At 73.6% G+C, this 24,849-nt stretch carries 25 protein-coding genes; 11 read left to right on the top strand and 14 right to left on the bottom strand.

Translation table 11 applies throughout. The features are described 5' to 3' along the window. Window positions 1-18: 18 nt before the first annotated feature. On the top strand, window positions 19-723 hold the full coding sequence (locus tag J2S41_RS06050; protein ID WP_310364121.1) for a response regulator transcription factor: 705 nt from the start codon (window positions 19-21) through the stop codon (window positions 721-723). Window positions 724-726: 3 nt separating this feature from the next. Here the strand turns inward: J2S41_RS06050 and J2S41_RS06055 are convergent, their stop codons facing one another. The 7 genes from J2S41_RS06055 to J2S41_RS06085 form a co-directional block, all read right to left on the bottom strand. After that, window positions 727-1,929 carry a sensor histidine kinase gene (locus J2S41_RS06055; RefSeq protein ID WP_310364123.1) on the bottom strand — a complete coding sequence of 401 codons (1,203 nt, stop codon included), beginning with the start codon at window positions 1,927-1,929 and terminating at the stop codon, window positions 727-729. Beyond that, window positions 1,905-2,492: a hypothetical protein gene (locus J2S41_RS06060; RefSeq protein WP_310364128.1), complete on the bottom strand. Its 588-nt coding sequence runs from the start codon at window positions 2,490-2,492 to the stop codon at window positions 1,905-1,907. The genes J2S41_RS06055 and J2S41_RS06060 overlap by 25 nt, the downstream gene beginning before the upstream one ends. A 1,338-nt stretch (window positions 2,493-3,830) precedes the next feature. Further along, window positions 3,831-4,229 carry a YciI family protein gene (locus J2S41_RS06065; RefSeq protein WP_310364130.1) on the bottom strand — a complete coding sequence of 133 codons (399 nt, stop codon included), beginning with the start codon at window positions 4,227-4,229 and terminating at the stop codon, window positions 3,831-3,833. Window positions 4,230-4,284: 55 nt separating this feature from the next. Then, a complete protein-coding gene (locus J2S41_RS06070) occupies window positions 4,285-4,950 on the bottom strand; it encodes an RDD family protein (protein ID WP_310364132.1) in 666 nt (221 codons plus the stop codon). Window positions 4,951-4,969: 19 nt separating this feature from the next. Then, a complete protein-coding gene (locus J2S41_RS06075; RefSeq protein WP_310364135.1) occupies window positions 4,970-5,380 on the bottom strand; it encodes a DUF2752 domain-containing protein in 411 nt (136 codons plus the stop codon). A gap of 80 nt (window positions 5,381-5,460) precedes the next feature. Continuing rightward, on the bottom strand, window positions 5,461-6,885 hold the full coding sequence (locus tag J2S41_RS06080; protein ID WP_310364138.1) for an RICIN domain-containing protein: 1,425 nt from the start codon (window positions 6,883-6,885) through the stop codon (window positions 5,461-5,463). 19 nt (window positions 6,886-6,904) lie between these two features. Continuing rightward, the gene (locus J2S41_RS06085; protein WP_310364140.1) at window positions 6,905-8,842 is read right to left on the bottom strand and encodes a DUF2264 domain-containing protein; all 1,938 of its coding nucleotides are present in this window, start codon (window positions 8,840-8,842) and stop codon (window positions 6,905-6,907) included. Between the two features lie 76 nt (window positions 8,843-8,918). Here J2S41_RS06085 and J2S41_RS06090 point away from each other — a divergent pair, with 76 nt between their 5' ends. The 7 genes from J2S41_RS06090 to J2S41_RS06120 all read left to right on the top strand — a co-directional run bounded on the left by J2S41_RS06090 (window position 8,919) and on the right by J2S41_RS06120 (window position 17,525). Continuing rightward, window positions 8,919-10,052, top strand: a complete 1,134-nt coding sequence (locus J2S41_RS06090; protein WP_310364142.1) for an ROK family protein — start codon at window positions 8,919-8,921, stop codon at window positions 10,050-10,052. Between the two features lie 134 nt (window positions 10,053-10,186). Further along, window positions 10,187-12,391 (top strand): putative bifunctional diguanylate cyclase/phosphodiesterase, encoded by a 2,205-nt coding sequence (locus tag J2S41_RS06095; protein WP_310364145.1) that lies wholly within the window; start codon window positions 10,187-10,189, stop codon window positions 12,389-12,391. Between the two features lie 162 nt (window positions 12,392-12,553). Continuing rightward, window positions 12,554-14,206, top strand: coding sequence for a beta-1,3-glucanase family protein (locus J2S41_RS06100; protein ID WP_310364148.1), 1,653 nt, complete (start codon window positions 12,554-12,556; stop codon window positions 14,204-14,206). Between the two features lie 274 nt (window positions 14,207-14,480). After that, complete coding sequence (locus J2S41_RS06105; protein WP_310364150.1) at window positions 14,481-14,906, top strand: YciI family protein; 426 nt, start codon at window positions 14,481-14,483, stop codon at window positions 14,904-14,906. Continuing rightward, a complete protein-coding gene (locus J2S41_RS06110) occupies window positions 14,903-16,099 on the top strand; it encodes an RNA polymerase sigma factor (protein WP_310364153.1) in 1,197 nt (398 codons plus the stop codon). The genes J2S41_RS06105 and J2S41_RS06110 overlap by 4 nt, the downstream gene beginning before the upstream one ends. Before the next feature lie 63 nt (window positions 16,100-16,162). After that, a complete protein-coding gene (locus J2S41_RS06115) occupies window positions 16,163-16,348 on the top strand; it encodes a hypothetical protein (RefSeq protein ID WP_310364155.1) in 186 nt (61 codons plus the stop codon). A 52-nt stretch (window positions 16,349-16,400) separates the two neighbouring features. Beyond that, the gene (locus J2S41_RS06120; RefSeq protein ID WP_310364156.1) at window positions 16,401-17,525 is read left to right on the top strand and encodes a pentapeptide repeat-containing protein; all 1,125 of its coding nucleotides are present in this window, start codon (window positions 16,401-16,403) and stop codon (window positions 17,523-17,525) included. Window positions 17,526-17,584: 59 nt separating this feature from the next. Here the strand turns inward: J2S41_RS06120 and J2S41_RS06125 are convergent, their stop codons facing one another. Both J2S41_RS06125 and J2S41_RS06130 read right to left on the bottom strand, forming a co-directional pair. Beyond that, a complete protein-coding gene (locus J2S41_RS06125) occupies window positions 17,585-18,415 on the bottom strand; it encodes a patatin-like phospholipase family protein (RefSeq protein WP_310364158.1) in 831 nt (276 codons plus the stop codon). 33 nt (window positions 18,416-18,448) lie between these two features. Next, complete coding sequence (locus J2S41_RS06130; RefSeq protein ID WP_310364161.1) at window positions 18,449-18,820, bottom strand: VOC family protein; 372 nt, start codon at window positions 18,818-18,820, stop codon at window positions 18,449-18,451. A 52-nt stretch (window positions 18,821-18,872) separates the two neighbouring features. Between J2S41_RS06130 and J2S41_RS06135 the strand changes: the two genes are divergently transcribed. Then, window positions 18,873-19,487, top strand: a complete 615-nt coding sequence (locus J2S41_RS06135; RefSeq protein WP_310364164.1) for a winged helix-turn-helix transcriptional regulator — start codon at window positions 18,873-18,875, stop codon at window positions 19,485-19,487. A gap of 45 nt (window positions 19,488-19,532) precedes the next feature. Here the strand turns inward: J2S41_RS06135 and serA are convergent, their stop codons facing one another. Then, window positions 19,533-20,747 carry a phosphoglycerate dehydrogenase gene (gene serA, locus J2S41_RS06140; RefSeq protein ID WP_310364166.1) on the bottom strand — a complete coding sequence of 405 codons (1,215 nt, stop codon included), beginning with the start codon at window positions 20,745-20,747 and terminating at the stop codon, window positions 19,533-19,535. A gap of 145 nt (window positions 20,748-20,892) precedes the next feature. On the opposite strand from serA, the gene J2S41_RS06145 reads away from it, so the two are divergent. Further along, complete coding sequence (locus J2S41_RS06145) at window positions 20,893-21,195, top strand: hypothetical protein (RefSeq protein WP_310364169.1); 303 nt, start codon at window positions 20,893-20,895, stop codon at window positions 21,193-21,195. A 117-nt stretch (window positions 21,196-21,312) separates the two neighbouring features. Next, window positions 21,313-21,753, top strand: a complete 441-nt coding sequence (locus tag J2S41_RS06150; RefSeq protein ID WP_310364172.1) for a hypothetical protein — start codon at window positions 21,313-21,315, stop codon at window positions 21,751-21,753. A gap of 19 nt (window positions 21,754-21,772) precedes the next feature. Here the strand turns inward: J2S41_RS06150 and J2S41_RS06155 are convergent, their stop codons facing one another. Genes J2S41_RS06155 through J2S41_RS06170 form a run of 4 tightly spaced genes read right to left on the bottom strand, consistent with a single transcriptional unit; the run spans window position 21,773 to window position 24,756 of the window. Continuing rightward, window positions 21,773-22,015, bottom strand: a complete 243-nt coding sequence (locus tag J2S41_RS06155) for a hypothetical protein (protein WP_310364176.1) — start codon at window positions 22,013-22,015, stop codon at window positions 21,773-21,775. A gap of 47 nt (window positions 22,016-22,062) precedes the next feature. Further along, window positions 22,063-23,292 carry a hypothetical protein gene (locus J2S41_RS06160; protein ID WP_310364178.1) on the bottom strand — a complete coding sequence of 410 codons (1,230 nt, stop codon included), beginning with the start codon at window positions 23,290-23,292 and terminating at the stop codon, window positions 22,063-22,065. Further along, entirely contained in the window at window positions 23,289-23,705 is a 417-nt protein-coding gene (locus J2S41_RS06165; protein WP_310364181.1) for a hypothetical protein, read from the bottom strand. Before J2S41_RS06165 ends, J2S41_RS06160 begins: the two co-directional genes overlap by 4 nt. Window positions 23,706-23,733: 28 nt before the next feature. Further along, the gene (locus J2S41_RS06170) at window positions 23,734-24,756 is read right to left on the bottom strand and encodes an LLM class flavin-dependent oxidoreductase (protein WP_310364184.1); all 1,023 of its coding nucleotides are present in this window, start codon (window positions 24,754-24,756) and stop codon (window positions 23,734-23,736) included. Window positions 24,757-24,849: the final 93 nt, after the last annotated feature.

The raw sequence follows: 24,849 nt of genomic DNA on the forward strand, positions 1-24,849 counted from the left end.
CGAGGCGGGGAGGACACCGTGACCAGGATCCGCGTGCTCGTGGTGGACGACGAGCCCTTGGTCCGCGCCGGCCTGGTGATGCTGCTCGACGCCGAGGAGAGCATCTCGGTGGTCGGCCAGGCCGGCGACGGCGCCGAGGCCGTCGACCTCGCCGTCCGGCTTCGCCCGGACGTGGTCGTCATGGACCTGCGCATGCCGGGCGTGGACGGCGTCGAGGCGACCCGGCGGCTGGTCTCGGACGAGTTCGCCGACCTGGTCGGCGGCACGGTGCCGGTACTGATGCTGACCACGTTCCACGACGACACCGCGGTCCACACCGCGCTGCGTGCGGGCGCGTCCGGTTTCGTGCTGAAGAGCGCCGCACCGTCCGACCTGGCCGCGGCGATCCGGGCGGTGGTGGCCGGTAACGCCTGGCTGGACCCGGTGGTGGCACGCAAGCTGCTGCGCGACTTCACCGCGCACCCCGAGCTGGGCATGCCTACCCCGGCCGAACTGGGTCAGCTGACCCGGCGGGAGACCGAGGTGCTGACCCTGGTCGCACACGGCATGAACAACGCGGCCGTCGCCGCGCACTTCGTGGTCAGCGAGGCCACGGTGCGCACTCACGTGAGCCGGATCCTGGTGAAGCTGGGGCTGCACGACCGGTCACAGGCGGTGGCCGCCGCGTACCAGACCGGCCTCGTCAAACCCGGTGACCGGCCCCCGCTCCGGGACAGGCGCTGACGGTCAGGCCGCCGGGGTGGGCAGCATGGCCACCACCTCGAATCCGCCCTCGGCGGTGCGCCCGGCGATCAGGTCCCCGCCGGCGACCTCCACCCGCTCGCGCAGGCCGACCAGGCCGTGCCCGGTGCCGGCGTGCCCGTCCGGCGGCGCGGACCCCGGCCCGTTCCGCACCTGAATCCGCAGGTTGTGCGACCAGTCCAGGCGCACCGTGGTGTCGGCGCCCAAGCCCGCGTGCCGGCTGACGTTGGTCAGCGCCTCCTGGACCACCCGGAACGCGGTCAGCGCGATGCTGGGGTCGACCGGCCGGGGTTCGCCCCACGTCTCCAGCCGGACCGGCAGGCCGGCGCGGCGCATGCCGGCCAGCAACTCCTCCAGCCGGTCGGCGTCCACCGGTTCGGTGACCGGGCCGGGCGTGGTCTCCTCCTCCGCCGGCTGGGTGCGGCGGAGTACGACCAGCATCCGTCGCAGCTCGTTCATCGCCTGCGCGCCCGCGTCCCGGACGTGCGCCAACGCCTCCTCCGCCCGGTCCGGGTCGCGGCGCAGCAGCCGGTGCGCGCCGCCGGCCTGCAGCACCATCACGGTGACCGCGTGCGAGATGATGTCGTGCAGTTCGCGGGCCACCCGCAGGCGTTCGGCGGCGACCGCCTCCCGGGCTGCGGCCAGCCGCTGCCTTTCAGCCAGCACCGCGCGCCGGCGACTGCGGTACGACCAGTGCCCGACTGCCCAGGCGGTGCCGTAGGCGATGCCGTAGACCAGCATGCCGGCCAGTAGGACGCCCACCTGGTCCGCGGGCGCGGCGGCGGTGACCTCCTGGGCGATGCCGCCGCCGAGCGGCACCACCACGAGCAGCAGAGCCGGTGTCGCGTAGCGGGACGGCAGCCGAGCGGACACCGTGAACAGCGCGACGACCAGCGGCATGATCGCCTGATATCCCGGCACGAACAGGGCGCCGGTGGTGACCAGCCACACCAGGGCGTAGACCAGCGCCGGCGCCGCCCGGCGCCACACCAGCGGCAGGCAGCCGAGCGCGGCGTAACCGGCGATGACATGGGCTGGCGCGCCGATCGGGGCACGCCCGGCAAGCGTGACCGCGGCGTCCGAGAAGAGTGCGACGTCGACGAACCACACCGCCACCGCCAGCGCGATGTCGGCCGGATAACGGGCCGCGGTGCCCGGCATGATCAGTACGGCTCGTCCGGGACGCACAGGCAGATCAGCGGCCAGAGGCACGGCCACCCGCTGAACAACTCGTCGAGCGTCGGGGCGGTCAACTCCTGGTGCCGCGGCTCGCGCTGCCGGCGCTCCAGCACGCCGGCCTCGCTGAGCATGCCGACCGGCAGCTCGAACTGTTCCGGCCGGGCGATGCGCAGCTCCACGAACGCGGTACGGATGTCGCCGCCGGCGGCCAGCAGCGCCGCCCGCAGCCGTTCCGGCGGCACGTGGCCGACCTGCGCGCGGTAGCGGGAGTGACCGCCCAGCGTCAGGATCGCCGCCAGCGGGGCGTCGGCACCGACCCGCATCGGCACGATCTTGCGGGGGCCCAGCCGTTCGATCGGCGTCTCCAGGCGGGTGGGGAACGGGATGATCACAGCCTGCACGTCGGAGCCCGCGGTCCAGACCTCCGGCGGCGGCGCGGGCACCAGCACGGCGTCGGAGTCCATCAGCAGCCCGACCGCCCGGTGGCCGGTGGTCAGGTCGGACGCGCCGTGCGACTGGATCGATACACGCAGATCGGTGGCGAGCGCGGTAACGGAGCACACGAGGCTCATCGTCCTCTCCGCCGCGCCAACGTCACCAGAGCGCGCTCCGTCGCATTGCCGATACGCGACCGTGGACTGCCCGCCGGTCCACGAGGCTCGTGACGGCAATCTCCAGCGCGATCTCGTCGGCACGAGGCGTAACCGGCGTCCGCGCTGGTCGCACAGAACGTGACGGCTGCGCCGGCCACGGCGCACGACGGGCGGTGGTTGAGCGTGTTGCGGGAATGCGCCCGGTCGTTCAACGCGCGGGTACCGGCTCGGGTGCCCGGCGCGCTCGTTCAGCGGTCAGCACGTCCCGGCTGTGTTCGCGTGCCGGCAGGACAACGGTGTAGGTGACACCCATCGTCGGCGCGGGACCCTTATGAAATTGATCCGTGAGAGGACCATTTCCTCAGCGGTATGGGATTGATCGCTCACTGTGTGAGCCTCAGGCACCTTATTCGCGCCGAATAACGTGCCTGAGGCTCACATAGCCACAGTGGACGATCGACTCCGCCGTCAATATGGCGAAATTTCGGGCGCGAAGCGCCCGGGATTCGTGCTGTGGTCGACCGGGAAGGTGTGGTGGGCCGGGTCTGCGCTGGGGCGGCCCTTGCGGCACGCGGATGGCTGCGATCGGCCGGGACGACCGCGGCGGTTGGCTGGGCCAGCGCGGTCGGCCGGAACCGCGGCGGTTGGCTGGGCCGGCGCGGTCGGCCGGAACCGCGGCGGTTGGCTGGGCCGGCGCGGTCGGCCGGAACCGCGGCGGTTGGCTGGGCCGGCGCGGTCGGCCGGAACCGCGGCGGTTGGCTGGGCCGGCGCGGTCGGCCGGAACCGCGGCGGTTGGCTGGGCCGGCGCGGTCGGCCGGAACCGCGGCGGTTGGCTGGGCCGGCGCGGTCGGCCGGAACCGCGGCGGTTGGCTGGGCCGGCGCGGTCGGCCGGAACCGCGGCGGTTGGCTGGGCCGGCGCGGTCGGCCGGAACCGCGGCGGTTGGCTGGGCCGGCGCGGTCGGCCGGAACCGCGGCGGTTGGCTGGGCCGGCGCGGTCGGCCGGAACCGCGCGGTGGGCCGGGACCGCCGGGTGGGCCGGGACTGCGCGGTGGGCTGGGACCGCCGGGTGGGCTGGGACCGCGCGGTGGGCTGGGACCGCCGGGTGGGCTGGGACCGCGCGGTGGGCCGGGACCGCCGAGTGGGCCGGGACTGCGCGGTGGGCTGGGACCGCGCGGTGGGCTGGAACCGCGGGGTGGGGCCGGGACCCGCGGGAGGGTGGGGACCGACGGCGGGAATGGCAGGGAGGAGCGCCGGCGACGACCGGTGCCCGCGGGAGCATGCGGGCAGCGGCCACGCCGGGAGCGGGAAGAGAAGATCTTAAGAGCTGCCCGGGTGGAAGGCCCGCACCTCGACCGGCAGCGTGAGCGCCGTGGAGAGCCTGGTGGCCCAGTGCAGGGCCGCGTCCAGGTCCGGTACGTCCAGGATGGTGAGCCCGCCGACGTGTTCCTTGGCTTCCACGTAGGGGCCGTCGGTGATGAGGGAGTCGCGGACCACGGTGGCGGAGGCGGCGTCGGTGAGGCCGCCGGCGAAGACCCAGACGCCGGCGTCGCGCATGGCGGTGTTGACGATCTCGACGTCGCGCATGATGGGGTCGAGGACCTCGGGGCCGGGTGGGGGGCCGTCGGGCTGCTGGATGCTGAGCAGGTAGTGGGGCATGTCGTCCTCCTGGTAGTCGGTGTCACCACCTATACGAACGAGCGGGGGCGGGATCGACATGCGGGGGAAGAAAAAAGGGGCCGCCGGAGATCGGCGGCCCCACGCGCAGATCAGATCAACGGGCGCTGACGACGACCGTCTTCATGATCTTGTCGGCGAAGGTCTGGTTCTTGTCGTCCCAGATCGGCCACAGGTAACCGATGTAGCAGGGGATGCCGTCCAGGATGTGGCAGATGCCACGGACGAAGACGAGCAGCGGGCCGATCGGCTGGCCGTCGTTCTCGCTGATCAGCTTGATGCCGAGGGCCTTCTTGCCCCAGCTCTGGCCGGTCCGGCCCTGGAGCCAGATCTGGTTGTAGACGCTGAGCAGCACGCCGAGCAGGACGAGAACCCAGTAGATCGGGCCGGGGGTGGTCGGGGTGACCAGGCCGGTGGCCGCGTCGGTCTGGGTGCCGGGGCCGTCGATCAGGTAGGCGAGGATGCTGAACGGGGCGACGATCAGGCCGTCGACCAGCGTGGCACCGACGCGGTGGAACCAGCTGGCGTAGGACGCGGGCGCCCCGTAACCGCCGCCGTAGCCTCCGCTCTGCGGCGTGCCGTACGAGGGCTGCTGTCCGTACGCCGGCTGGCCGTACGCGGGCTGCTGAGGCTGGGGCTGCCCGTACGACGGCTGCTGCGGCTGCTGCTGACCGTAGGAGGGCTGCTGGCCGTAGTTCGGCTGCTGCTGGCCATAGCCGGGCTGCTGCCCGTACGGCTGGCCCTGGTTGGGCGGGTATGTCACGAAAAGCTCCTTGAAGGGATCAGCTCAGAACGAGCCGGTTCAATTGGAACACCCAGCTCGCCGCGGCGAGGAGAGCGACACTCCACTCCACGCGCCGTCGCGCACGTGCCCCGAGGCGATCGGGCGCCGCCAGCACCCCGGCGGCCCGCAGCGCCAGCAACGGCACCACGGCGACCGCCAGCGCCGCCAGGGCGAGCACGCCCGGGTTGGCGGCGGCCGCGCCGGCTACGTCACCGTGGACGAGCGCGACGGATGCGGTCGTCAGGCCGCAGAACGGGCAGGGCACGCCGGTCACCGCGTACGTCGGGCACGGCGCACCCAAGCCGGTCGCGGAGGTGAACGTGGGCCAGGCGAGCGCCGCGGCTCCGGCGGCGAGGCCGAGGAGGCCGAGCCGTTCCGGCACCGAGACGTACCTTGCTGTCACGTTCATCCGTCCTGCTCAGGGTGGAGGGGGCGACTGATAGTAGGACAACGATCACTACATCGGCCACCCCGATCCACGAGATCAGGTCAGGGTGCCCGGCGCAGCCACTGCTGGTTGGCCCCACCATTACAGCCGTACTGCGCAAGCCGGGCGCCGTCCGAGGCCGAAGCGCTGATCACATCGAGGCAGCGGCCGCTGTGCCGGGCCACCAGGCGTGCGTATCCGGAGCCGGCGTCCTGCACCTGCCACTGCTGGTTGGTGCCGAGCCCGCAGGCGTACTGGATCACCCGGGCGCCGTCCGCGGTGTCGCCGGACGTGACGTCGAGGCAGCGGGCGCTGTGCCGGGCCTGCACCTGGACGTACCCGTTGCCGAGGTTCTTCAGGTAGAACTGCTGGTTGTGGCCGGTGCCGCAGGCGTACTGGACGGCCTCGGCGTTGTTCGCCGGGTCCCCGTTCACGATGTCGGCGCACTTGCCGGAGTGCCGGGCCACCAGGTTGACGTAACCGCTGGTCAGACCGGTCACGCTGCCGGCGGCGGCGTCGATCGACAGCTCCGGGTAGTAGGACAGGCTCATCGTGGTCGCGGACGGGAACGAGATCGGCAGCCACACGTACTGCGAGTCGTTGACCGTGCCGCCGATCGAGTTGCCCCAGCGGTCGCCCAGGTAGAGGAACGAGTCGCCCAGCGGCAGCACGAACGTGCTCTGCGAGCCGAACGTCACGCTGTCGCCCACGTTCTGCCAGGCGCTCCACGTGCCGGTGATGGAGGTGGCGGTGGAGTAGCGCGCCTGGTTGGGGTTCCAGCCGGTGGCGCCGGAGGTGAGCATGAAGTAGACGCCGTTGCGCTTGAACAGCGCCGGGGCCTCGCGGTGGTCGCCCGGCCAGGACCGCACCAGCGCGGCCGTGTTCGTGTAGTCCGCGGTCAGCCGGTAGACGTGCAGGTCGTAGTTCTCGTTCGCCGCGGAGATCATGTAGCCGGTGCCGTCGGTGTCCACGAACGCGGTGATGTCCCGCGACATGTGCTGGCCGAGCGGCCGGAAGCTGCCCCGGTAGGTGTAGTCTCCGTCGACCGTGGCGGACACCGCGACGGCCGCGCGCGCCTCCCCGTAGTCGACGCCGTTCTCCTTGTGCATCCACATCACGAACTGTCCGGTACCCGCGTTGTAGATGACCTTCGGGCGTTCGATGTTCGCGACCTGGAGTTCCGCGGCGGACGACTGGGTCAGCACGTCGTTGCGGAACTCCCAGTTCCTCAGGTCCGTGGAGCGGTAGACCGACACGGCCCGGAACGTGTTGTCGGCGTTGCGGTTCTCGCCGAACCAGTAGTAGTAGGAGCCGTGCTTCAGGATGCCGCCGCCGTGCGCGTGCACGGGATTCCCGGCGGTGTCCCGGAACTGCACCGCGTTCGTGATCGTGACGGGCGCGGCCGAGGCGGGAGCGGGCGGGGCGAGGAGCGCCGCTGTCGCGGCGAGGACCGCGAGCGCGGCGAGGGTGCGGATACGGGCGGACACGCCGACCTCCAAGTGGGCGTCATGGGACGGTCGGATCCCAGGTGATGGACGGCCCGCCGCCCGGTGGAGGACGGCGGGAGTATCGGGGGGCCGCACCGAGGCGCACGCGGATCTCCTCCCCGTCCGGGAGGACCGCCACCACCTCGTCGCGGTCCGCGCTGACCGCCGGCGCGACGTCGGTGACCGGGCCGGCCAGCGTGACCAGTGCGACGTACACGGCGGTGCCGCCCGGGTGCGGCGCGCCGGTCAGGTACGGCGTGGCCGAGCGGGTGCCGAACGCGTTGGCGCCGGACATCCGCTGCACGCCGGCCGACGACCAGCCGTGCAGGCCCACGATCCGGCTGGTCAGCCCCGCGGGACCGACGACCTCGGCGGTACGGTCGTGCGCCCGCGCCGCGGGCGTCGACGCACCCGCGACCGCGAACCCGCCGGTCCGCGGCACCCACCCGGCCGGCGCGGTGATCCGGTCGATCCGCAGCTCGCTCGCCGCGCCGCAGAGCACGCTCGCGGTCTCCACGGTCACCTCGCCGTCCACGTACCGGGACGCGGCGAACCGGTCGGCCACGCCGATCCGGTGGATGCGCCGCCGGCGGGTGACCGGCCCGCCGCCCGGCGGCTCCAGCCCGGTGTGCCCGTCGGTGTTCCGCTCCCAGGCGCGCGTCTCCGTCTCCGGCGCGGTGTGCGTGCTGTACGCGAGCTTGGCGTAGTGCGGGTCGTCGCGCTCCGGGTCGTCGCCGAGTTCCGCCGGCACCTTGATGTGGTCGCTGCCGTGGTTGTAGAGCCGCACCACGCCGTCCGCCCGGGTGCCGCGCAGCAGCCAGCCGGGCGCGGGCAGCGCCCGGTCGACGTCGCCGCGCTCGACCGCGGCCGGCTCCTCGGTCGCGGTCCAGACCGGGTGGCCGGCCGGGAGCAGCAGCCCCAGGAAGCCCTTCGCGGCCCAGTACGGCGACGCCGGCCCCGAGTACGGCTGCGTGATCGGCGGGAACTGCCCGTGGTAGCCGAGCCGCAGCAGCCCGGCCTCGTCCGGCGCGCCCCGGTCCGCGAAGTAGCGCAGCGCGCCGGAGGCCAGCCGCCGCGTCTCGCCCGGCGGCAGCGGCGTCGCGTCCGCCAGCGCGCCGGTCCACAGCGCGGCCGCGGCCGCGTACCGGTAGGTCAGCGACCGGCCCTGGTGCATCGGCGCGCCGTCGCGGGCGAACATCAGCCGGAAGTCGTCCAGGAACGCGTGCAGCCGCTCCCGGTACCGTGCCACGCGGTCGGAGCCGGCCGCGCCCGGCATCCGCGCCCAGAGCAGCGGGTAGAGGTGCATGGCCCAGCCGGCGTAGTGGTCGTAGTGCTGGCCGGCGCCGTCGGAGTACCAGCCGCCGCCCCGGTACCAGCCCTCGATCGCGTCCAGGCCGCCGGTGATCTCGGCGGGGTCGTGCCGGCCGCCGGTGTCCGCCAGGAACTGCTCGACCACGACCTGGAACAGCAGCCAGTTGCACGGCCACGGGCGCGTGCCGACGATCCCCTCCAGCCAGCGGTGCACCGACCGGCGCACGCCGGCGTCGAGCCGGTCCCACAGCCAGGGGCGCGTCTCGGCCAGCATCAGCGCCACGGACGCGGCCTCGACGATCGGCTGCGAGTAGTCCTCGATCGGGGGCCACGCGTACCGGTGGCGCGGGTCCGTGCCGGTGGCCAGGCCCTCGGCGTACCGCTCGATCAGGATTTTCGCCCTGGGGGTCTCGCCGCGGTCGCCGGAGATGCGCATGCCGGCCAGCAGGAACGTGCGGGCGAAGCCCTCGAGGCCGTCGGAGGTGGCGCCGGCCCGGCTGGTGCGGCCGGGCAGCCGGATCTGGGCGAAACCGGGCACCGCGTACGGCACGACGGCCTCCAGCAGGTGGTCGGCCATCGCCTCCCAGTGCGCGCGGGTCCAGCCGGTGTGCGGCGAGCGGATCCGGTCTTCCGAGGGGAGCTCCACGACGGCACCTTAGTTCTCGGGCCCGAAACACTTCAATGCTTGACGAATGAAAGTCCATTGATTACCGTCCACATCCATGGATCGCCGATCTTCGATCGCCGCCATCGTCCGGGCGGTGCTCGCGGCGGGCCCGCTGCGCCGCGCCGACCTGGAGGCGCGCACCGGGCTGTCGCAGCCCACCATCGCGAAGCTGACCCGCGCGCTGATCGACTCCGGCTACCTCACCGAGACCACCGCCGGCGGTGCGCCCGGCCACATCGGGCGCCCGGCCGCCGCGCTCGACGTGCGCGCGCACCGCGCCTTCTTCGCCGGCGTCAAGGTCACCCCGGACGAGCTGATCGGCGTGGTCACCGACCTGCGCGCGGTGGTCCACGGCACCGCGCACGTGCCGCTCGGCGACGCCCGCACCCCGCCGGACGTGGTCGCCGCGATCGCCCGGCTCACCGCGCAGCTGCGCCGCGAGCACCCGGTCGGCGCGCTCGGCGTGTCCGTGGCCGGGGACGTCGACCGGGACACCGGCGTCGCGCGGTACGAGCCGTTCCTCGGCTGGCACGACGTGGCTTTGGCCGAGCTGTGCGCGGAGGCGACCGGGCTGCGCACGGTGGCGGACAACGACATCCGCGCGCTCACCGAGGCGGAGAACTGGTTCGGCGCCGGCGCGGACGCGCGGTCGTTCCTGCTGGTCGCGGTGGGGTCCGGCGTCACCAGCGGGCTGGTCGTGGACGGCCGGGTGCTGACCGGCGCGCACGGCGTCGCGGGCGAACTCGGGCACGTGCCGATCGATCGGCGCGGGCCGAAGTGCTACTGCGGGGCGCGCGGGTGCCTCGAGGCGGTCGCGTCGGAGCCGGCGCTGCTGCGGAGGGTCGCGGACGCGACCGGCGCGCCCGGGGTCACGCTGGATCGCGCCATCAGGCTGGCCCGCCTCGGCGACCCGCGGGTCGGCGAGGTATTCGCCGAGGCGGGTCGCGCGATCGGTCAGGCCGTCGGCGGGGTGATCAATCTGATCGGCCCGGAGCTGGTGGTCTTCTCGGCCGACCACCTCGACGGGTTCGCGCTGCTGGAGCCGCACGTGCGCGCGGCCGTGGCGGAGCACGCGTTCGGGGCGGCGGCGCGGGCCGAGATCGCGGTGCGGCCGCTGCCGTTCGAGCAGTGGGCCCGCGGCGCGGCCGTGGTGGCCATCGCGTCGTACGTGGCGTCCGTGCAGGTCTGAACCCAGCCCGCCGTTGACGGTCCCGGGACCGGCGAGAGGATCTAGGCTGGTCCCCGGAGCCGAGGTGCGGGGGTGGGACGCTGAGCGCACAGACGGGGGCGGGCGGCGACCGGTGGCGTAACCGGTTGTGGTGGATGTTCGCGCTCGTCGGCGTGGTCGCCACCGGGCTGTACGTCGCGGGCGTGGCGCAACTGGTCGACTTCGCGCTGATCGGCGCGGGCGCGGTGGCGGCCTGCGTGGCGGGGCCGTCGCTGCTCGACTTCCGGCCCGGGCGGGCCTGGCGCACGCTGGGCGCGGCCGGCGCGTTCATGCTGACCGGCGCGATCCTGCGGCCGCTGGTGGTGCCGCACGGGTCGGCGCTGCTGGCCGAGGCGTTCACCGTGCCCGGGTACGTGCTGGTGATCGTGGCGCTGGCCGACTTCGCGTACGGCCGGCGGGCCATCGACCGGCACTCGGTGGTGGACGGGCTGATCGTCTGCGTGGGCGCGGCGACCGCGTTCACGCTGCTGTTCGCGCTGCCGGCGATGTCGATCCCGGACCGGCCCGTGGTGCTGTCCGTGCTCGCCGCGCTGTACCCGACGTTCGACGCGATCCTCGTGCTGCTGGTGGTGATGCTGGCGTTCAGCACGGCCGCGCGCCTGCCGTCGTTCCGGCTGCTGCTCGGCATGATGGTGCTTATCTTCATCGGGGACCTGGCCTACGCGATCATCGGCAACCAGGGCGAGTACTACGCGTCCCCGGTGCTGGACCTGCCGTTCCTGCTGGCGTTCACGTTCGGCGGCGCGTCCGCGCTGCACCCGACCGCGCGGGAGCTGGTCCGCGCGGTGCCGCTGCCGGTGCAGCCGTGGTCGCTGGCCCGGCTCGCCGTGATCATCCCGGCGGTCGCGGCACCGTTCGTGCTCACCGTGGCCGTGGCGCCGCGCACCGTGCCGGAGCGGTGGATCGTCGGCACCGGCGGCGCCGTCATCGTGCTGCTGCTGATCCTGCGCGCGGTCAACGCGGTGCAGGCCAACGCGGAGGCGCAGGCCCGGTTCGAGTACCAGGCCACCCACGACGAGCTGACCGGCCTGCCGAACCGGCGCCGTCTCACCGGCATCCTGGAGGACCTGCTCGCGGACCCGGCCGGGCGCGGCGCGGTCTGGGTGTTCTTCCTCGACCTGGACGGCTTCAAGTTCGTCAACGACTCCTGGGGGCACCCAGCCGGCGACCGGCTGATCCGCTCGATCGGGCAGCGGCTGCGCGACACGCTGCCGGCGGACGCCACCATCGCGCGGATCGGCGGCGACGAGTTCGTGGTGGTCCGGCGCGGCACCGAGGCCGAGGCGCTCGCGCAGGCGCAGCAGATCGTGGACTGCGTGGAGCCGCCGACCCGGGTCGGCCCGGCCGAGGTGGTGATCACCGCGTCGATGGGCATCGTGGCCGCCACCCGCGCCGACGACGACGCCGAGTCGCTGCTGCGCGACGCGGACACCGCCATGTACCGGACCAAGGCGGCCGGGCGCGGGAAGTGGACCGTGTTCGACGCGTCCATGCGCCAGGCCGTGCAGGAGCGGCTGGAGGTGGAGAGCGCGCTGCGCACCGCGCTGGCCGAGGACGAACTGCATCTGCTCTACCAGCCGATCGTGGACCTGGAGTCCGGGCGGCCGCGCGGCGCCGAGGCGCTGCTCCGGTGGGAGCATCCGGAGAAGGGACCGATCGGGCCGAACGTGTTCATCCCGGTCGCGGAGGAGTCCCGGCTGATCATCGGGATCGGCGCGTTCGTGCTGCGCGACGCGGTCCGGCAACTCGCCGCCTGGCGGGCGGCCGGCGTGGTCGGCGACGACTTCTGGATGTCGATCAACGTGTCGCCGCGCCAGCTCACCGAGCCGGGCTTCACGGCCATGGTGGCGGAGACGCTGCGCACGCACGACGTTCCGGCCCGGTGCGTGGCCCTGGAGATCACCGAGTCGGTGATGGTGGAGGGCGGCGACATCAGCGAGGGCGCGCTGCGCGACCTGCGCGCGCTCGGCGTCTCCATCTCGGTGGACGACTTCGGCACCGGCTTCTCGTCGCTCGGCTACCTGCGCCGGCACCCGGTGACCAGCGTGAAGATCGACCGCTCGTTCGTCTCCGGCCTGGGCGGCAGCGCCTCGGACGAGGAGATCGTCCGCGCCGTGGTGGCGATGAGCGCGGCCCTCGGCCTGGCCGTGGTCGCGGAGGGCGTGGAGACCACGGAGCAGCGGGACGTGCTCGGCCGGCTCGGCGTGCGCCTCTGCCAGGGCTGGCTCTGGGGCCGGGCCGTCGACGCGCGCGCCTTCGCCGACACCTGGGGCAGTCGTGAGCAGGCGGCAGTCTCATGATCACTGCCTGAATCCGCGCTCAGAGAACGCTCTCAGATTTAGGGTTCCTTAGGGTGCAGATCCGTTGACCAGCAGATGTGCCGTTGGACAGACTCGCTTACGTCCAATTGAGCTGAGTCGCCGGCAATATGGCGACTTGTGTGGGTACGAGGCGGTTTGCACATGGCGTCCCGGAGAAAGTTCCTCGGTCTCGCGGCGATCGGCGCGGTGGCGGTCGGCGCCCCGCTCGTGGCGACGGCGATCAACTCGCGGGCGTTCGCCGCCGACGGCCTGCCGATGACGGTGGTCAACTCGTCCGGGACGTTCGGCAACGGCGAGATCTTCATGTACATCGTCGGCACCGAGCTGGCCACCGGCCGCCAGGGCTACGTCAAGCAGAGCGGCGTCTTCACGCCCTGCTCGCCGGCGGACAACGGCGCGGACGGTTTCGCCGACCTCGCGGTCCCGCTGAACGCGACCGGCACCACCACGATCAACCTGCCGAAGATGTCCGGCCGGGTGTACTTCGCGATCAAGAACAAGCTGAAGTTCAAGGTGGTCACGGACGGCGCGGGCAACAGCGCGCTGCAGTACCCGGCCGGCTGGGTGGCCAACGACCCCAGCTACACCGTGCTGCACGACTGCGTGGAGTTCACGCACAGCGACGCCGGCATGTTCTGCAACTCCACCATGGTGGACATGTTCAGCATCCCGCTGGGCATAAAGCTCACCGGCGCCAAGGAGCAGGTCACCGGCGTGCTCAAGCCGGGCGGCCGGGACAAGATCTTCGCGGCGGCCCGTGCGCTGCCGGACTTCAGCCGCCTGGTCGTCGGCGACAACCTGCGGGTGATCGCGCCCGGCCACGGCATCGGCGCGGGCCTGTTCTCGGCGAACTACTTCGACCCGTACATCGACGAGGTGTGGGCCAGGTACGCCACCACCGACCTCAGGGCCACCACCAACGCGGGCACGTTCACCGGCCGGGTCACCGGCGGGCTGTTCACGTTCGACAAGGGCGTCAAGGCGTTCGCCAAGCCGACCACCAAGGACGTGCTGTTCTGCGACGGCGCGCTGGCCGCCCCGAACGACGGCGTCACCGGCCCGGTCGCGGCGATCCTCGGCGCCGGCTTCAACCGCGGCACGCTGGTCAGCCAGCCGAACCAGCCGAGCACCGACCCGGCCACGTTCTACCGGACGCCGATCGCCAACCACTACTCGCGGATCATCCACGAGCAGACCGTGGACGGTAAGGCGTACGGCTTCGCCTTCGACGACGTGGTGGACTTCGCCTCGTACATCCAGGACACCGCGCCGCGGGCGTTCGAGGTGACCATCGAGCCGTTCGGCGCCTCCCACCCGAACCCGGGCCCGTCCGCCGTCGCGACCGCCACGGCCACCGCCACCGCGACGGCCACCGCGACCGCCGCCGCTCCGGCCGGCGCCCGCGGCGCGTTCGCCGCGATCCGGGCGGAGACCGCGGACGCGCAGGCCGGCACGCGGGTGGAGGGCAGCGCGGTGGCGTACATCGCCAACGGCGACTGGCTGCGCTTCGACAACGTGGCGTTCGGCACCGACCCGGTCCGGCAGTTCACCGTCCGGGCCGCGTCCGGTGCGCCGGCCGGCGTCTCCGGGCTGATCGAGGTGCGCCTCGACTCGCGTACCGCGGCGCCGGCCGGCACCGTCGCGGTCGGCAACACCGGCGGCTGGCAGTCCTGGCGCTCCGTCGCCGGCGCGCTCGGCACCGGCGTGACCGGCACCCACACGGTCTTCCTGACGTTCACCAGCGGCCAGCCGGCCGACTTCGTGAACGTCGACTGGCTGCAGTTCGCCCGCTGATCACGGGCACCCGCCGGGACTCGGCCGCAGTGGGCGGCGGCCGGTCCCCACGCCACGACTGTGGGCAGTGGCCGGCCCCGACGGGGTGGCGGGAGCACGTGGAGCGGGGTTGATGGCGGCACCCGGTCGCGCCGATCGGTCAGGATCGGCGAGGCCGGGTGCCGCCCCTTTTTTCGCACCCGGGTTATCTTTCTTCCTCCGGCGGTGTCCGGTCCCGGCCGGCGGCTCCGACGTCTCCCGCGAAACCGTCACCACGGCATGCGAGGAGACCATGATGAAGTACATGATCCTGACGTACGGCACCCAGCTCGACTACGACGAGATGGGTGGCGCGGAGACCGGCCGGCCCGCGTGGACGCCCGAGGAGGCGGCCGCGATGGGCGAGTTCATGGCCGCGTTCACCGCGAAGCTGGCCGAGTCCGGCGAACTGGTCGAGACGCGCGCGCTGGCCGCGCCGGTGCTCACCCGCCGGGTCGCGCCCGACCTGCGGTCCGGGCTCCCGGTCGTCACCGACGGGCCGTACGCGGAGACCCAGGAGGTCCTCGCCGGGTACTGGATCGTCGACGTGGACGGCATCGACCGCGCCACCGAGATCGCCGCCATGCTCAACGACACCCCGGCGCCCGCGCACGTCCGGGCCGGCGCGTACGCGGACGTGCGTCCGCTGATGGACGAGCGCGCCGAGCTTCTCGAGTCGTGATCGCCCCGCTCGGGGACCTGCTGCGCGAGCTGGCGCCGCAGGTCCTCGGCGCGGTGGTCCGCCGGTACGGCCACTTCGACACCGCGGAGGACGCGGTGCAGGAGGCGCTGCTCACCGCGGCCCGGACCTGGCCGGTGCGCGGCCTGCCGGACAACCCTCGCGCCTGGCTGATCACCGTCGCCGCCCGCCGGCTGACCGACCTGCTCCGGGCGGACGAGGCGCGGCGCCGTCGGGAGTGGACGTTCGTGGCGCTCCGCGACGAGCCGGCACCGCGGGACGTGGACGACTCGCTGGTGCTGCTCTTCCTCTGCTGTCACCCGGCGCTGTCCGTACCGGCGCAGCTGTCCCTGACCCTGAAGGCGGTGGGCGGGCTGAGCACGGCCGAGGTGGCCCGCGCGCTGCTGGTGCCGGAGCCGGCGATCGCCCGCCGGATCACCCGCGCCAAGGCCGCGATCCGGGACAGCGGCGCGCCGTTCCGCCCGCCGTCCCGCGCCGAGTGGGACGACCGGCTCGCCGTCGTGCTCCGCGTGCTCTATCTGATCTTCAACGAGGGGTACGCCAGCACCGCCGGCCCATCCCTCCAGCGCGCCGAACTGGCCGCCGAGGCGATCCGCCTCGCCCGGCTCGCGCACCGGCTGCTGCCCACGGACGCCGAGGTCACCGGCCTGCTCGCGCTGATGCTGCTGACCCACGCGCGGCGCGCCGCCCGGACAGCGGCCGACGGCGCGCTGATCCCGATGGACGCACAGGACCGGACGCTGTGGAACGCCGGGGAGATCGCGGAGGGCATCGCGCTGATCACCGCCGCGCTGCCGTCCGGGCCGGTCGGGCCGTACCAGCTCCAGGCCGCGATCGCGGCCGTGCACGACGAGGCGCCGGACGCCGCCGCCACCGACTGGCCGCAGATCGAGGCGCTCTACGGCCTGCTGCTGCGCATCGACGCCTCGCCGGTGGTGCGGCTCAACCACGCGGTCGCGGTCGCCATGGCCCGGGGCCCGGCGGCCGGGCTGGCGCTGCTCGACGACGTGCCCGCGGCCTCCCACCGCTGGTACGCCGCCCGCGCGCACCTGCTGGAGCGGGCCGGCGACCCGGCCGGCGCCCGCGAGGCGTACCTCGCCGCCGCCGCGCGCACCGCGAGTCTGCCGGAACGCCGCTACCTGCGGGAACGCGCGGGCCGGCTGACCGGCGAGTGAAAGCCGGTCCCGGTGGGTAACCTCCTGGTCACCCTCACACGCTGACCATCCGAGGTGGCGACCATGGCCACGGACCGAAACGGGGATCCCGTCCCACCGACCAGCCCCACACCCCCCACGGACGACGACGACCTCGACGAGGTCCGTCGTCGCGCCGCCGAGCGCGCGGGCGAGATCGAGCGTCTCAGCGCGCGCATCGACGACCTGCACGGCCAGATCGAGGCGTACCGCCGGCGGCGCGGCTCATGAGGTGCCCCGGGCCGCGTCCGGCGCCGGACGGTGACGAACCATAATCACCGGCATGAACGCACGGCAGTCGGAGGCGGACGCGCTCTGTGCGGCGCGGGACCTGGTGGCGCTCACCGCGCTGCTGCGCGCGCCCGGCGAGGCGCTCGACGTCGACCTGCGCGGCGCCACGCTGCCGGAGCTGGACTGGTCCGGCTGCCGGTTCGGGGCGGCGCGCTTCGACGACGCGCGGTTCACCGGCGCGGCGCGGTTCGACGGTGCGGAGTTCACCCGGGACGCGGTGTTCGCGCGCGCGGTGTTCGACGGGCCGGCCACGTACCGCCGCGCGCTCTTCGGCGCGGAGGCGGTGTTCGGGCGGGTGCGGTTCCGCGGCCCGGCCGAGTTCGACGGCGCGGTCTTCGGCGGTGCGGCCTGGTTCGGGCGCGGCGAGGACACGCTGTGGGAGGACGACGACGAGGGCTGGGCGTACGTGGAGCGCGCGCGGCAGCAGCCCTGGGACGAGCCGCTCGAGGCGGACCCGCACTGGCCGGTCGCGGTGCTGATCGAGGACTACCAGGACTGGGAGGAGGGCGGCGTCGGCGCGTCGTTCCGCGGCCCGGCCTCGTTCCGGGACGCCCGGTTCCGCGACGCGGCCTGGTTCTACAACGCGCGGTACGCGGCCGGCGCGGACTTCCGGGGCGCGGAGTTCGGCGCGCGCGTCCACCTCGACCATCCGGCGACCGCGCTGGCCGGCGCGTCCTGGCCCGGCGCGGACGCCGCGGTGGCGTACTGGCCGCTCGGCTGGACCGTCACGGACGACGGCGCGCTGGTCGAGGACCCCGGCACGTCGGCGCTGGCGGCGGCCGATTTCGGCGACGTGGCCGACCACGGCCTGCGGCAGCGGGTGATCGACGCGCTGTGCGCGCGGCTGCGCGAGCCGGCCGGCCCGGACGTGGCCACGCGCCGGCTGGTGCAGGCCGCGCTCGCGGACCGGCTGCGCGAGTGGCCGGGCCTGGTGGTGAACCTGTGCGGCGCCGTGCTGTTCGACGTGGACCTGACCGGCTGCCGGGCGGCCTACGCGGACGTGTCGGGGGCGCAGTTCCACGGCACCGCGCGGATCTCCGGCGCGCTGTTCGACCGGATCGCCACCGACCTCGGCGGTGCCCACGGCCGCGCGGTCTTCCACGGCGCGCACGTCTGAGGCGCCGGTGCGCGTCCTGCTCTTGGGGCGCGGCTCCACGCGGCCGCGGGGAGTGGGGTTCAGTCGTGCCAGACCGTGGCGACCTCGGGCGCGACGCGCCGGCCCTGCGCGACCGCGGCCTCCACCACGGCGTCCCAGCGTTCCGTGTCGAAGACGTTGGGGCCGATGGCGGCCATCGCGTCGTCGTCCGGCGCGATCAGCGCGACCCGGGAGCGGCGGCGCAGCGCGTCGATCTCGGCCGCGGGCGCGCCCCGGCCGCGGATCGGGGCGAGCGGCGCCAGCACCACGATGCGCCTGGCGTCGGCGGCCAGGTCCGCGTTGGTGCCGGAGCGCACGCCGCCGTCCATGTAGCGCCCGCCGTTCACCGTGACCGGCGGGAAGATCGCCGGCACCGCGCAGCTCGCGGCCACGGCCCGGTCCAGCGGCACGCCGGAGGCGCGGTCCCAGGCGACCGGGTGCCCGGACGCCGCGTCCACCGCGGTGATCAGCAGGTGCTCCGGCCAGTCGCGCAGCGGCAGCCGCCGGCCGAGCGAGGCCACGTACGGGTCCTCCTCGACCACGTCCGCGGCCAGCGCCAGCTCGCCGACCGCGGCCCGGATCGACGCCGGCTCCATCCGCTCGTCGTTGAGCAGCGTGAACACCGCCGTCCCGCGTTCCCAGTCCGGGCGGAACGGCGGGTCGACGTGGTCCAGCCGGGCCTCGATGCGCGCCGCCTCCTCCGGGTCGAGGCCGGACGCCAGCAGCGCCCCGGCGACCGCACCGGCGGAGGTGCCGACGATGACGTCGGCACCGGTGAGGTCGACGCCGCTCGCACGCAGGCCGATGGTCAGTCCGAGATGCCAGGCGATGCCGGTGAGCCCGCCGGCGCCGAGCACGAGCGCGGAGTCCATGCCTCCATGATTAACACGCCCGGCCGGCGATCGTCAGACCGCCGGTCCGGCGAGCCCGATCAGGTTTCCCTCCGGGTCGGTGACGTGCGCGACGACCAGGTCGCCACCGGGCGTCCGCTCCGGGCCCATGACCCGGGTGCCGCCCAGCGCCACCGCCCGCTCCAGCGCGGCCGGGACGTCCGGCACGCCCACGTAGAACAGGCTTCGGGGCGCGTGGTCCGGGCCGCCGCCGATGCCGCCGGGGATCGGGCCGGGCTCGGTGAAGCCGTACCGCCCCTCGGCGGACACGCCCGGCGCGGTGTCACCACCGACCGCGAACGTCCAGCCGAACAGCGTGCCGTAGTACTCCCGGAGCTTGCCGGGGTCCCGGCCGATGATCTCGAAGTGCACAACGGGATGCGTCATGTCCGCGACCGTACCATCGTGGTTGCGAAAAACAACCAGTTAGGATCTCGTCGTGCCGACCAGCCGCAGCTATCAGGACCCGTGCGGGATCGCCCGCGCGCTCGACGTGGTGGGCGAGCGGTGGGCGCTGCTGGTCGTCCGCGAGCTGCTGCTCGGCGGTCGCCGCTTCTCCGACCTGCGCCGCGCGCTGCCCCGGGCCAGCTCCAACATGCTGGCCGACCGGCTGCGCGAGCTGGAGTCGCACGGCGTGGTGCACCGGCCGCGGCCGCCGCTCTACGAACTCACCCCGTGGGGTCGTGACCTGGAGCCGGTGCTGCTGTCGCTGGGCTCCTGGGCGCTGCGCGAGGTCCCGGTGCCGGACGGGCCGCTGCACCTGAGCGCGGTCTCGATCCTGCTGTTCCTGCGCGGCTCGCTGCGCTCGCCGGTGCCGCTGACGCTGCGCGTCGACCTGGACGAGACCCCGTGGACGGTGCGCACCTCCGGCGCCGGCACCGAGGTCGAGCAGGGCGCGCCGGAGACCGCGGACGCCGCGCTGGCCACCACGCCGCTGATCCTCAACGACCTGGCCGCCGCCGGGTTCGGCGCGGCACTGGACGCGGCGCTCGCGGACGGCCGCGTCACCGCCACCGGCGATCTGCCCGCGCTGCGCGGCCTGCGGGTGGCGTGACCGGGGCGTCGTTCCCGCCGACGCCCCGGCGACTTCCCCGACGCCTCAGGCGATGACCCGCAGCCGTACGGTCTGGGGCAGCGCGGCGAGCTGGTTCACCAGGTCCGGCGTGAAGTCGATGCCGATGTCGGTGAGCAGGTAGCCGTACTCGCCCTTGGTGGCCAGCAGCTGACCCTCCACGTTCACCGCGTGCTCCGCCAGCACCCGGTTGACCTGCGCCAGCACGCCCGGCGTGTTGCGGTGCAGGTAGACCAGCCGGTGCCCCTCGCCGTGCGGCGGCAGCGCCACGGACGGCAGGTTCACGCTGAGCGTGGTGTTGCCCTCGGTCAGGTAGGTGACCAGCTTGTTCGACACGAACGCGCCGATGTCCGCCTGCGCCTCCTCGGTGGAGCCGCCGATGTGCGGCGTGAGGATCACGTTCGGCAGGCCGCGCAGCCCGGACTGGAACTCGTCGCCGCGCCCCTTCGGCTCGACCGGGAAGACGTCCACGGCCGCGCCCGCGATGTGCCCGTTCTCCAGGTGGCGGCGCAGCGCCTCGTGGTCGATCACCATGCCGCGGGACAGGTTGAGGAAGATGCTGCCCGGCTTCATCCGGGCGAACTGCTCGTCGCCGAAGAAGCCGCTGTTGCCCGGCCGGCCGTCCACGTGGATCGTGACGATGTCGGCCACGTCCAGCAGCTCGTTCAGCGTGCTGCATCGGCGCGCGTTGCCCAGCGACAGCTTGTCCGCGCTGTCGTAGAAGTAGACCCGCATGCCCAGCGCCTCGGCGAGCACGGACAGCTGGGTGCCGATGTTGCCGTACCCGACGATGCCGAGCCGCCGGCCGCGGACCTCGTGGCTGCCGTCGGCCGCCTTGTCCCACACGCCGGCGTGCATGCCGTTGTTCTTCTCGGTGAGCCGGCGGGTCAGCGCGATGATCTCGGCGAGCGCCAGCTCGACCACGCTGCGCGTGTTGGAGAACGGCGCGTTGAACACCGCGATGCCGGACTCGGACGCGGCGGCCTGGTCGATCTGGTCCGTGCCGATGCAGAACGCGCCGATCGCGGCCAGGTCCTTCGCCGCGTCGATCACGCGCGCGGTCACCCTGGTCTTGGACCGGATGCCGAGCAGCCTGACCCCGTCGATCCGGGAGATGAGCTCCTCCTCGTCGAGCGCGGAGGAGACAGCCTCGACGACATAGCCCTCGGACTCGAACCGGGCCACCGCGTCGGGGTGGATGTTCTCCAGGAGAAGGACTCGCGCCTTACCGTCGTCGATCATCGGGGTTGGTTCCTCGGTTTCCCTGCTGCGTGGTGCGGTCGACTCCACCTTAGCGAGGCCCGCATGCGGGTTTCCGGCACCGGCCGACCGGGTCCCACATTGCGGCCCCGGCACATTTGCGTGAGTCGATATAGCGTCGCCTGGTATGCGCAGCGTGCCGGCACTTGTCGCGTCGCTGCTCCCGGTCGCGCCCGCGCCCGCGCCGGCGGCGCCGCCGGTCACCCGGATCGGTGACACCGAGCCGGACCCGGCCGCGCGGGCACGGTCGCCGGCACCACCGGCGGCCCACGCGTCGCCGTCGGCACCCCGGCCTGATCGTCGACCCGCCCGGCGTCGACCACGGCGCTCCCGCATCCCCGTCGACGGCGTGCTGTCGATCCTCTACCAGCGCCGCTCCACCGGCACCGCCCCGTCCGCCATCCGCGTCCTCGACCTCCGCCTCGGCTGACCCCCGGTTCCGCCGACTCCGCCCGACCCGGTGATCAGGCGACGTCCACGGTGTTAGACAGAGATGTCACACATGTGGCGAAGGGGGAAAACGGTGAGAAAAGGACTCCGCGGGATCATGAGCGCGACGGCGACGTGCGCACTCGGTGCCGCGCTCAACGTCGCGGCGACGGCCGCTCCGGCGCGGGCGTCGGTCGCCGAATGCACCAACGGAGCGAACGGCTTCGTGAGCATTCCCTACCACCAGTCCGGGACCGTGCGCCGCTCCATCCACCTCGGCGCGAACGACCGGGCCCTGATCACGCTGCAATCGGCCACGATCCAGGGCCTGACCCGCGGATACGCCAAGATTTCCGGCAGTACCCGGGTGGGCGACCAGGTCTGGATGGACTGGACCACGACCGGCGGCAACGGCTGGCTCCAGTGCGGCCCGTGGTACGTACGGTCCGACGGGGCGCCGAACACCAGCGCCGCTCAGCGCACCGACCCGTCGTCGCAGTGGCTGTTCCGCGCCTGCGGGCTGGTGGACGGCGAGGGCGGCTGCACCGGCTGGTGGTGATCGCCGCCCGGCCCGGGCGTCAGGCGGCGTCGGGGGAGAGGTATCGCTGGGCCCACTCCGGGACGCGCTTGGCCTTCTTGTAGCGGCGCGTGACGCGGACGCGGGGGGACTCGATGCACTGGCCGCTGATCGACAGCTGCTGGAACTCGCCGTCGTCGAAGACCACGGTGATGTTGTCGGGTGCGATGGTGCGGCCGGGGTGGTCCGTCTCGACGGCGGGGGCGCCGGTGACGGGGTAGTGGTACTCGTCGGTGGTGCTCACGTGAGGGGTCTCCCGATCAGTCGAACCAGAGATTCACTCTACGACCGTCACGTGGGTCCTGGCGACGGCATCGGCGCACTCGCCCGGGCGCGCCGCCGCCGGACGAGCGCGGGCAGCCACGGGGACACCGCGACGAGCAGCGTCAGCGCGAGCAGGGGAGCGCGCCACCAGCCGGAGACCGCGGGTGGCGGCGGGCCGGGGACCGGCGTGGTCCACGGGCGGGCCGTCTTCGACCAGGCCAGGAAGGCATCGCCGATCGGGAGCAGGCCGAACGCGTACCGCTTGGTGGTGAACGACTCGGCCGGCAGCCCGGCGAACTCGCCGAACGAGGCGAAGCCGGCGGCCAGCGAGGTGTCGCCGTGGGACTGCGCGGCGCCGAGCGCGACCACGGTGGTGGAGAGGCTGATGCCGAGCGGCAGCGGGCCGGAGTCCACGTCGGCGGGACCGTCCACGCCGTGCGGATACTCCCGGACCGCGGGGCCGAGCCCGAGCGGGCGGTCCAGGAACAGCGTGCGGAACCGCAGGTACTGCTCGCGGGCGAAGGCCGGGTCCACGTCGATCAGGAACCGCTGGATGATCGCCTGGGAGGTGCCGCGCGAGCCGGTCCGCACGGGGGCGACCGCGTGCGGCATCAGGCCGGTCGCGGGGTCGAGCCGCTCGCGGGCCTGGGCGACCCAGCGGGAGACCACCGGCGCGTGCCGGGTGGTGCCGGAGAGCGTGTCGGCCAGGCGCAGCGAGGCGATCGCGACCGTGGAGTCGCAGGGCCAGGCCTGGCCGGGGTACGCCTCCAGGAACGGCGTGCCGGAGGACCGGAACGCGGCGGCGAGCGCGTCGGAGCCGGCGGTGAACCGGGCGCGCTCGGCGGGGTCGTCGCGCAGCGTCAGCAGGCCGCCGCGCAGCCAGTTCGTCCAGCCGGCGTAGAAGACGCCGTACGGCGGGGTGGCGCCCGGGTCGAACGGCGCGCGGCCGGGCGCCGACTCGACCCGCGCGAGCGCCCACGCGGCCTGGTCCGCGGCCTCGGTGACGGCGACGCCGCGCTGGCCCAGCTCCACCCAGGACAGACCGTAGAGCACGTGCAGGAAGTAGTAGCCCTCCGGGAACAGCGACTGCGCGTGCGTGGCCGCGCCGCCGTCCAGCGCCTCGCGGATGAAGGCGAGCTGGCGGCGTACCCCCGGCGGCTCCTGATCGTGGCCGTCGGCCAGGGCCGGCAGCGTCAGCCGCGCCGCACCGCCCAGCGCCAGCAGGGTGAGCAGGGCCGCGAGGACGCGGCGGATCACGAGGAGAGGTCGGCCGCGGCGGCGTGCAGGTAGGCGTCGACCGCGGCCCGGTCGAAGCCGCGCACCACCTCGTGGAACGCGGCGCCGCGCACCTCCGCGGCCACGGCCGCGCGCAGCCCCGGGTCGGCCGAGGCGCGCGCGGCCTCGATCCGGGCGGACAGCGCTCGCACCTCGCCCATGTCGTATCCGCGCAGCACCACCACGAAGTTCGGCGTGGATCCGGGCGCCGGCGGGACCGGGACGCGCCGGCGCGCCGAGTCGTCGGGGAGCCGCTTCACCACGTTGCCCAGCGCGATGAACCAGATGAGCGCGACGCCCGCCGAGATCAGGTAGCTCTCCGTGAGCACGGCGAGGCCGTACATGACGACGAAACCGGCCAGCAGGCCGACGAGGAGCACAACGATCGGTTTCACGCGCACCGCGCCAGCCTAGCGGCGCGCGTCAATCCGCGAGCAGCGCGCGCACCCGCGGGATCACCTCGGTGCCGTACAGCTCGATGGACCGGCTCATCGCCTCGTGCGGCAGCGTGCCGTTGGAGTACTTGAGGTCGAAGCGCTGGATGCCGAGCGCGCGCACGGTCCGGGCGATCTTCTGCGCCACCGTCTCCGGCGAGCCGACGTGCAGCGCGCCCTCCGCGATGTCCGAGTCGAACCGGCGCCGGGTCATGGGCGGCCAGCCGCGCTCCCGGCCGATCCGGTCCATGATCACACGCAGGTGCGGCCAGAGCGTGTCCGCGGCCTCGGCGTCGGTGTCCGCCACGAACCCGGGCGCGTGCACCGCGACCGGCAGCTCCGGCGCGCCCAGCTCGCCCAGCGCGCGGTGGTACAGCTCGACGTAGGGCGCGAACCGGGCCGGCTCGCCACCGATGATCGCCAGTACCAGCGGCAGCCGGTGGCTCGCCGCGCGGATCACCGACTCCGGGCTGCCGCCCACGCCGATCCACGTGGTGATCCGCCCGGACTCGGTCTTCGGGTAGACCTGCTGCTCCGCCAGCCCGGGCCGGACCGAACCCGTCCAGGTCACCGGGCCCTCGTCGAGCAGCCTCACCATCAGGTCCAGCTTCTCGGAGAACAGCTTCTCGTAGTCGCGCAGCTCGTAGCCGAACAGCGGGAACGACTCGGTGAACGAGCCGCGGCCGAGGACGATCTCGGCGCGCCCGCGCGACACCGCGTCCAGCGTCGCGAACCGCTCGAACACGCGCACCGGGTCGTCGGAGCTGAGCACGGTCACGGCCGTCCCGAGCCTGATCGTCGAGGTGCGCGCGGCGATCGCGGCCAGCACGATCTCCGGCGCGGACACCGCGAAGTCGTCCCGATGGTGCTCGCCGACGCCGAACGCGTCCACGCCCACCCGCTCGGCCAGCACGGCCTGCTCCACCACGTCACGGATGACCTGTGCGTACGGCAACCGTTTCCCGTCCGGACCGACGGTCACGTCGCCGAAGGTGTCCAGCCCGAATTCCACGCTCTGCTCCTCGCTCCGGCCCCTCGGCGGGGCGTCCGGGGCCAGTCAACCGCATCGGCCCCCGGCCGATTCCCGGGACCTGCACATCCAGAT

Source organism: Catenuloplanes atrovinosus (assembly GCF_031458235.1).
Lineage (GTDB): Bacteria > Actinomycetota > Actinomycetes > Mycobacteriales > Micromonosporaceae > Catenuloplanes > Catenuloplanes atrovinosus.

Coding starts and splice junctions, on each gene's coding strand:
- J2S41_RS06060 (WP_310364128.1), bottom strand. CDS start 2,492: ATGAGCCTCGTGTGCTCCGTTACCGCGCTCGCCACCGATCTGCGTGTA.
- J2S41_RS06065 (WP_310364130.1), bottom strand. CDS start 4,229: ATGTCGATCCCGCCCCCGCTCGTTCGTATAGGTGGTGACACCGACTAC.
- J2S41_RS06075 (WP_310364135.1), bottom strand. CDS start 5,380: ATGAACGTGACAGCAAGGTACGTCTCGGTGCCGGAACGGCTCGGCCTC.
- J2S41_RS06090 (WP_310364142.1), top strand. CDS start 8,919: ATGGATCGCCGATCTTCGATCGCCGCCATCGTCCGGGCGGTGCTCGCG.
- J2S41_RS06095 (WP_310364145.1), top strand. CDS start 10,187: ATGTTCGCGCTCGTCGGCGTGGTCGCCACCGGGCTGTACGTCGCGGGC.
- J2S41_RS06100 (WP_310364148.1), top strand. CDS start 12,554: ATGGCGTCCCGGAGAAAGTTCCTCGGTCTCGCGGCGATCGGCGCGGTG.
- J2S41_RS06105 (WP_310364150.1), top strand. CDS start 14,481: ATGAAGTACATGATCCTGACGTACGGCACCCAGCTCGACTACGACGAG.
- J2S41_RS06115 (WP_310364155.1), top strand. CDS start 16,163: ATGGCCACGGACCGAAACGGGGATCCCGTCCCACCGACCAGCCCCACA.
- J2S41_RS06120 (WP_310364156.1), top strand. CDS start 16,401: ATGAACGCACGGCAGTCGGAGGCGGACGCGCTCTGTGCGGCGCGGGAC.
- J2S41_RS06125 (WP_310364158.1), bottom strand. CDS start 18,415: ATGGACTCCGCGCTCGTGCTCGGCGCCGGCGGGCTCACCGGCATCGCC.
- J2S41_RS06130 (WP_310364161.1), bottom strand. CDS start 18,820: ATGACGCATCCCGTTGTGCACTTCGAGATCATCGGCCGGGACCCCGGC.
- serA (WP_310364166.1), bottom strand. CDS start 20,747: ATGATCGACGACGGTAAGGCGCGAGTCCTTCTCCTGGAGAACATCCAC.
- J2S41_RS06145 (WP_310364169.1), top strand. CDS start 20,893: ATGCGCAGCGTGCCGGCACTTGTCGCGTCGCTGCTCCCGGTCGCGCCC.
- J2S41_RS06150 (WP_310364172.1), top strand. CDS start 21,313: ATGAGCGCGACGGCGACGTGCGCACTCGGTGCCGCGCTCAACGTCGCG.